Annotated in this window: 7 protein-coding genes; all 7 read right to left on the bottom strand. The window is 69.1% G+C overall.

Annotation, left to right across the window (positions count from 1 at the left end):
* On the bottom strand, positions 1 to 115 hold a 115-nt coding region (locus NKI47_RS30180), incomplete at its 3' end, for an FAD-dependent oxidoreductase (RefSeq protein ID WP_352594353.1).
* Positions 116 to 169: 54 nt separating this feature from the next.
* Complete coding sequence (gene fni / locus NKI47_RS30175) at positions 170 to 1,219, bottom strand: type 2 isopentenyl-diphosphate Delta-isomerase (protein WP_352594709.1); 1,050 nt, start codon at positions 1,217 to 1,219, stop codon at positions 170 to 172.
* A gap of 85 nt (positions 1,220 to 1,304) precedes the next feature.
* Positions 1,305 to 2,207: a terpene synthase family protein gene (locus NKI47_RS30170; protein ID WP_352594707.1), complete on the bottom strand. Its 903-nt coding sequence runs from the start codon at positions 2,205 to 2,207 to the stop codon at positions 1,305 to 1,307.
* The gene (locus tag NKI47_RS30165) at positions 2,204 to 3,754 is read right to left on the bottom strand and encodes a hypothetical protein (protein ID WP_352594705.1); all 1,551 of its coding nucleotides are present in this window, start codon (positions 3,752 to 3,754) and stop codon (positions 2,204 to 2,206) included. Before NKI47_RS30165 ends, NKI47_RS30170 begins: the two co-directional genes overlap by 4 nt.
* Positions 3,755 to 3,903: 149 nt before the next feature.
* Positions 3,904 to 4,902, bottom strand: coding sequence for a polyprenyl synthetase family protein (locus tag NKI47_RS30160; RefSeq protein WP_352594721.1), 999 nt, complete (start codon positions 4,900 to 4,902; stop codon positions 3,904 to 3,906).
* Between the two features lie 154 nt (positions 4,903 to 5,056).
* Positions 5,057 to 6,400 carry a cytochrome P450 gene (locus NKI47_RS30155; RefSeq protein ID WP_352594703.1) on the bottom strand — a complete coding sequence of 448 codons (1,344 nt, stop codon included), beginning with the start codon at positions 6,398 to 6,400 and terminating at the stop codon, positions 5,057 to 5,059.
* Positions 6,400 to 7,242, bottom strand: coding sequence for an SDR family oxidoreductase (locus NKI47_RS30150; protein WP_352594720.1), 843 nt, complete (start codon positions 7,240 to 7,242; stop codon positions 6,400 to 6,402). The genes NKI47_RS30155 and NKI47_RS30150 overlap by 1 nt, the downstream gene beginning before the upstream one ends.
* Between the last annotated feature and the right edge of the window lie 143 nt (positions 7,243 to 7,385).

Genomic DNA, 7,385 nt, shown 5'->3' with positions numbered 1-7,385 from the left:
ATTGCGGGTCGCGCTCGACAAGCGCGATCGAGCCCGAAAACCCTTCCTCGCGCAGATAATAGGCGACCGAGGAGCCGACGATGGCTCCGCCGATGATGACGATGTCGTAGTGCACTTTTTCGCTTCTCCAGTTCTAGGCGCCCGCCGCCACGTGCGGGCGACGCCGGCATCAACCGGCGGGCAGATGCGCCGAGGGCAACAAGCGCGCCTGACGCAACGCCGCCAGATCAGCCGAGCCGGTGCAGAAGCAGGCGACGGCCAACTGGCGGATGACGATGTCGAAATGCGCGACAACCGCCTCGGCGGATACCGTAGCCGCGGGCAGCACGCCGGCCGCCTGCCCGGCGATATCCGCGCCCAGGCGGATGGCCTTGGCCACGTCGACACCGTCGCGGATCCCGCCCGACGCGATCAGCTTAACCGTTGGCAGCGCCCGACGTACCGCCTGCACGCTGGCCGGGGTCGGAATCCCCCAATCGGCGAACGCCATAGCCACTGCACGGTCGGCGGCATCGCGGGCGCGCTCGCCCTCCACCGCGGCCCAACTGGTGCCGCCGGCGCCGGCGACATCGATCACCGCCACGCCCGCTTCGACGAGCGCACAGGCCACCGAGGCGGACAGGCCCGACCCCACTTCCTTGGCCACGATCGGCACGCCCACGCTGCGCGCGGCGCGAGCGATCTGTGCCAGGACGCCGCGCCAGTCGCGGTCGCCCTCCGGCTGTACCGCTTCCTGCAGCGGATTGAGATGGACGATGAGTCCATCGGCCTCCAGCGCATCCACCGCCCGGCGCGCCGAGTCCAGGCCGTCGGCCTCGCGCAGTTGCGCGGCGCCGATATTGGCCAGCAAGGGAATGTCTGGGGCCAGGCGGCGCAGCGCGCGCGTCAGCCCCTGGGAGTTGCGGGATTGCAGGCTCACGCGCTGCGAACCGACACACATGGCGATCCCCAAGGCTTGCGCTGCCTCGCTCAGATGCCGGTTGATGGGCTCGGCGCGTGGCATCCCGCCGGTCATTGAGCTGATCAGCAGCGGCGCGCGCATGGTCTTGCCCAGCAGCGAGGCGCGCAGGTCGATCTGCGTCAGGTCCAACTCGGGCAATGCGCAGTGTTCGAACCGGATGTACTCCCAGCCGGCGGCGACCGTGGCCGGCGCCGTTCGCCGATCCAGCACGATGTCCAGATGGTCGTCCTTGCGCCGGCTCAGGGCGGTGTCGCTCATGCTCGCTCCATCCGTCGCATCGGGCGACGGCGTTGCGTCGGATCGGACCGACGGCAGCGCGCGCACGCCGCCGCCTCCCGTGCGTTCAGGCCGGCGCACGCTGGCCTCCCCCCGCAGCGTCGCTGCGGTAGCGGTTGGTCGAGGTCTGGTAGTAGTGCGCGCGGATGGCCGCCATGGCCTCGATCAACGGTCCCCACGGCGCGGGAAAGCGTTCTTCCGCCATCACCCGGTGCAGCATGCGCGTATGGCCGGCCAGCTCGTCGCTGAGGAACTCCACCACACGCATAGCCGGATAGCGCTGCAGCAGCAGGATTGCCGCGTTGTCGGCCTCGCCGGCCGACCTATCCTTTTCGCGTCCATGCAGATCGTTCTGCAGGCGCCCTATCGCGGAGATGAGCCGCAGGACGTGGCGAAACGCCGGACGCGCGCGCAAGGTCGCCATGTCCAGCCCCCACAGCAACGACAGGCAACAGAACACGTTCGTGTAGGCGATCGAATCGATGCCGTTGTGCAGGTACTCGGCGTAGGACCAGCGTTCCGCCCCTGCCGCCTGCGCGTGTCCGGCGCGCAGCGCCGCGCAGTAGCATCGGGTATCGTCGAGTAGCTGAGCATAGTCGCGACGATCGTAGGCGAGCGCGGCCAGCGAAGCGCGCAGCACAGCGCAGCCCTCGAATCCGGGGAGCGCGCACGGCACGCCCTGCCCCAGCGCCTGCTCCACCGCGGCGAGCTGCTCCGGCGCGATCAGGCCAAGGTCGTTGCAATCGTCGAGCCAGAACAGCAGCGCCAGTTCGCGATAGAACGCCACGATCAGCGTTTCGTCCTGCGGATCGCGGCCGGTGCGGGCGCTGGTGTCGCGCAGGCTCGGGTGGATGCGCTGCAGGATGTACTGGCCGCCCCTGACCGCTTCCACGGCATGCTCGTCGGCGAACCCGGCTAGGGAACGCCCCCACTCCAGCACCTGCTGCAGCGCGCGTTCGGTCTGGATCATGGCGCCGCTCCTGCTCTCTCGGCCAGGACGCGCCGCCCCCAACGAAGCGCCAGCCACAACCCGGCGAGTTCGGCCACGCGCACCACCCGGGTGGGGCAATACAGTTCCTTGCCGATCCACAGCGGCGTCTGCGGCCATGCATGCGCCGCATGGCGGGCGAGCATCCACTCCAGCGCACGCGCCACCGCCTGCGCGATGCGCCGGCGCCCTGTCGGCTCTTCGCTCCCGTCCATCACGTGCAACGCGAACAGCGCATAGGCGGTTTCCTCGAATGTGGACGCGCGACCAGCGCCCCAGCCGCCGTCGTCGCGCTGCGCCTGCATGAGCGCCGCGAGCGCGCGCTCGTCGCGCCACTGGGGCTTGCCTTGCGCCAGCGCAGCGACCGCATGCGCGGTGGGATACAGCCACGAAACGTGCCATTTCTCGTTGTCCCATAGACCGTGCGGGTTGCGATTGGCCTCGACGTAGGCGCTGGTGCCGGCGGCGGGCTTTCCCAACAGTCGCAACGCATGCAGGGCATGGATGTTGGTCGACACCGAGGGATTGCGCTCGCTGGGGAAGGTGACGAACAGCTCGCCGATTTCGAAATGGCGCAACGCATCGACCGCCGGGTCGCGGCCTGCAAGGCGCAGGACGCACAACGCAACGGCAGTGTCGTCCGCATCGGCCGCGAAGTGCAACGCCGGGCCCAGACCGCGCACGCCCAGGCGGGCGTCGAGCTGCGCGACGATCACTTGCACCGCCTCGGCGAGCGCGGGATGCGCGAACAGCCCGGCCAGATGCAGGGTGTACAGCGACCAGCATGGCTCGAACACATTGATCGGCCAGACGTTGGGAACGACACCTTCGATGCCGCTGCGCGTCGCCCGCGATGCCGCCTGCAGATACGCGTCGGCGCGCCCGACCTGCGGCGTGCTCCCCTGTGCCACGGCGTGCGCACGCCACGCGGCGGTGGCCGCCGGACTGATGCCGATGCTGCCGTCGTCATCCGGGCATGCGGTGGTCGGCGACGTCCCCCAGGCTTCCCAGGAGTGCAGCAACGGATGGCCGCTCGGCAACGTCGCCACCGCCCCCAGCTTGACCTGGCGCGCTTGCCGCAACGGCAACAGCGCCGGGTGGCGCGGAAACGCCACCCCGCCCAGCAAGGATGCGGCCTCGCCGCACAACAGCGGCAGTATCAGCTCCGCGCCGATCGGCGCGTCTTCCGGCACCGCATGCGCGTAGGGATCGGGCTGGCGCTCGAGGAACCGGGTTGCAGCCTGGACTGCGTCGGCAGCTCCGGGAAGAGGATCGGCACGCTGCAATGCCAGCAACGCCGCCCACGTGGGCGCATGGCGGAACAGCGGGAAGTCCGCACTTCCCCATCCGCCATCGGCCTGTTGCTGCGCGATGAGCCACGCGTATGCGTCCTGCCGACCGGTGACGTTGCCGTGGAACTGCAGAGCTCGCGCCGTGTCGTAGACGGACGGACCGACGCTGCCGCCGTCGCTCATCTCGCTCAGCAGGTGGCGCAATTCGGAAAGGATCTGTTCGGACAGCGCGTTCACGCGGGATGTTCCTTCTGCAGACGGTTGACGAGAACCAGGATCGGCAGACGCCGCGCACATCGCCGCGGACTCGGGCACAGTGCAGCATGCACCGCTGCCGCCGGCCGATCGCAGGTGGCACAGGGGCGACTCCATGTGGACGGGCGTGCTCATGCGCATGGCGCGTGCTTGAACAGATACCCGTTGGCCCGCTGCAGTATCTGCGCCAACCGTTCCGCACGCGGCCCCAGCGGGGCGATGGCTTCCCCAGCGTCGCGCAACAAATCCAGCGCGAACTGGCGCGCTGGCTGCAGCCCCATAATCGACGCGCAGGTCGGCTTCTGCGCCGCCGCGTCCTTGCCGGGGGTCTTGCCCAGCGTCGCGGTATCCGCTGTCGCGTCGAGAATGTCGTCGACCACCTGCAACGCCAGGCCGAAACAGGCGGTGTAGCGATCGAGCGCACAGTACAGCGCAGCGTGCGCGGCATCGTCCGCGATGGAGTATAGCGCGCCCATGCGAACGGACGCGCGCACTAGCGCTCCGCTCTTCTTCCGGTGCATCGCCACGATCCTGTCCAGCTCGGCGTGCTTTCCGACCAGCGACAGATCCATGGCCTGCCCGCCTGCGGCACCCTCGGCGGACACCGCCTGCGCCAGTTCGCGCACGAGCGCGATACGGTTGTCGCCCGGCGCATCCAGGCTCGCCAGGGTCAGGAAAGCGTGCGCCTGCAGCGCATCGCCGACCAGGATCGCAGTGGCTTCGCCGAACTTGACGTGCACGGTCGGAAGGCCGCGGCGAAGCACGTCGTCGTCCATCGCGGGCAGGTCGTCGTGGACCAGGGTACAGGCGTGCATCATCTCGATGGCGGCGCCGACGTCGTCGAGCATGTGCGCCGGCGTGTCGGCCAGTGCGCCGGCAGCCAGACAGAGCAAGGCGCGGGTGCGCTTCCCGCCATGCAAGGTGGCGTAGCGCATCGCCGACATCAGCTCGGTCTCACCGTCGTCTTCGGCGCAGAGAAGACGCGCCAGCGCCTGTTCGACCCGCTTTGCGCCGTCCTGCATCCAGATCTCTGGCAGCAGCCTGCCGGATGCGCCGCGCGCCTGCGCGCCCAATCCGCCGAGCGCGGAAACGCCAGTTCGGTCGTCGTGTAGCGTGGAACCGGTCTGCATGTTTTTCATGTCCTTGTACCTGACACGAGATGGCCACGGCGAGCGCCAAGCCGCTGCGGTGTTGCCGGCGTCGCACCGAGCGCGTGCGCTGAGTGCAGCAATGCCGCGCCTCGCCGGCGCCGCTGCCTCGCCACACGGGACATGCGATGCCAGCTCATGAGAAGCCTATGCGGATTGCCATGGACGGATGTGCGGTCGGGTAATAGCGCCGGCCTTTTTCGACCCCGCTCAGCAACCGCGGCCGCACCCCGGCCTTGTGCATGGTCAGCGCCAAGGCGATGCAGAACTGCACCATTTCCAGCCATACCAGGTGGTAGCCGATGCAGACGTGTGGGCCGGTACCGAACTGCAGCATGTCCACCGGCCGGATCGGCTCCGTGCGTTGCAGCCACCGCGCCAGGCGGAACTGATCAGGCGCCTCGTGCAGCAGCGCCGAGGTCGAGAAATGCAGCAGCGGGATGCACAGATGGGTGCCCGCGGGAATGCGCCGTTGGCCGAGTTGCAATTCCTGCAGGGCGCGACGCGGCAGGAGCGTGGTCGCCGGATGCAGGCGCAGCGTCTCCCGGAACAGCGCCTCGGCGACCGGACACTGCGCCAGGTCCGCGTGCCGGGTCGGCACCGCGCCCACGCGTTGCGCCTCCTCGACCAGGGCGTCCCACAGCACAGGCTGCCGCGCCAGCTCGATCACCATCCAGGCCATCGTCGAGGCAGTGGTGTCGTGACCGGCAAGCAGCAGCAAGCGGATATTGGCGACCAGGACGTCATCGGAAAGCGCATCGTCGCTGCGGTCGAAGGCGCTCACCATGTCGTTGATCAACCCGGTGCGCGCGGCATGCGCGCGCGCGTCGCGGACGAACTGGCGCAACTGCGCGTCGATCCAGTCTCGGGCGGCGCGGCCGCGCCGCAAGGGCAGTCCCGGCAGGTCGACCGGGGGCGCGACGATCAACTGCAGCAGTTGCCGGTACTTGCGATGCCATCCCGGCAGGTCCTGCGCGGGGATTCCCATCAGGCTGAAGATGAGCTTGAGCATCAGGTCGCCGGTTTCGCGCAGGATGGTCACGTCGCCGCGGTCGCGCCACGCCTGCACCCGCCCCCAGATGACGGGCGCGAACAGGTCGCCGATGCCGGCCTGGGTCAGCCCCTTGGGCAGGAACGCCGCCTTGATCGCATCGCGCGCCTGCCGGTGCGCGCCGCCGTCCTGGGCAACCAACGTTCCGCCAAGCAATTCGGGCGCGATCTCTTCGATCAGCGCCGAGGACACGTCCTTGTGCCGGAGCAGTGCGAACGCATCCGGATGCACGCAGGTCATCAGGTGTCCGGCAGGGCCGAAATCCAGCCAGAAGTGGCTGCCCAGCGTCCGTTCTGCGCGCTGCAGCAGGCGCGGCAGGTCGCAGACAATGGCGGGAAGATGCCCGACCAGGGGGAAAGCGCCAGGCATGACCGGGATGTCGCATCGCAGCCGGTGCCGACGGTTGAGTGGGTTGAGCAGCATGTCCATCAGCAGCGCGCCGCCGCCGCCGATTCGGTGTCGCCGGCAGGGCGCGCGGCGCAGCTGTTGCCACCGTCGGCGTATGTCGGCACATGCGCCAGCATGCCGCCATCGATGCACACGACCTGGCCTGTGATAAACGCAGCATCGTCGGAGAGCAGGAACGCCACGAGCGCGGCCACGTCCTCGGGGCGGCCGACGCGCTGCAGGAGCTGGTGCCGGCGCAGATGCCGTTGCATGCACTCGTCCAGCTTGGCGAGGAGACGCTCGGTCATGACGAGACCCGGCGCAACGGCGTTGCAGCGGATCTGCGCATGACCGTATTGGGTGGCGAGCGAAGCCGAGAGCATGTTCATCGCCGCCTTCGACGCGGCGTAGGACGTCTGCGCGGTGTCCCCGCTGAGCCCCTGGCACGACGACATGTTGACGATCGCGCCACCGCCGCGGGCGATCATCCGCGGGATGGCCTGCCGGCAGCAGAGCAGCGTGCCGCGCAGATTGGTCGCCATGGTCTGGTCCCAGACTGCCAGGTCCAGGTCGAGGATCGCGCGGTCGCGCGGGGTCAGATGCATGGCGCTCGCATTGTTCACCAGCAGGTCGACCCCACCGAAGTGCCGCTCCGCCGTCTCGAACAGCGCTGCCACCGCCTGCGCATCGGCGATATCCATGGCTATGGGCAGTGCGTGGCCTGCTTCGGCCGCGATCTGCGCGGTGCAGGCGATGGCCGCCGAGCCATCAATGTCGGCCACCACCACTCTGCCGCCCCCGCGCGCGATGGCGAGAGCGCATGCCTTGCCGATGCCGGCGCCGGCGCCGGTCACCACGGCCACCTTGCCTTCAAACCGTCCCATCGTGTCTCCTGAATTGTATTGGTCTTTCGCAGCATGCCGCTCGGCCTCCGCCGGAGAAGGCGCAGGGTCGGCGCTGGCGCGCTCGTCATGGCCAGCGTCGCTTTCGATGACCCGAATGGCGGCGACCGGGCACTGGTTGGCCG

Origin of the sequence: Mesorhizobium sp. M0633, from assembly GCF_040320645.1 — a bacterium.
Lineage (GTDB): Bacteria > Pseudomonadota > Alphaproteobacteria > Rhizobiales > Rhizobiaceae > Mesorhizobium.
This window is presented reverse-complemented; position numbering and strand designations above follow the sequence as displayed.

Excerpts from the sequence above, each read along its gene's own strand:
- NKI47_RS30155 (WP_352594703.1), bottom strand. The coding sequence starts at position 6,400 with ATGGACATGCTGCTCAACCCACTCAACCGTCGGCACCGGCTGCGATGC.
- NKI47_RS30160 (WP_352594721.1), bottom strand. The coding sequence starts at position 4,902 with ATGCAGACCGGTTCCACGCTACACGACGACCGAACTGGCGTTTCCGCG.
- NKI47_RS30170 (WP_352594707.1), bottom strand. The coding sequence starts at position 2,207 with ATGATCCAGACCGAACGCGCGCTGCAGCAGGTGCTGGAGTGGGGGCGT.
- fni (WP_352594709.1), bottom strand. The coding sequence starts at position 1,219 with ATGAGCGACACCGCCCTGAGCCGGCGCAAGGACGACCATCTGGACATC.
- NKI47_RS30150 (WP_352594720.1), bottom strand. The coding sequence starts at position 7,242 with ATGGGACGGTTTGAAGGCAAGGTGGCCGTGGTGACCGGCGCCGGCGCC.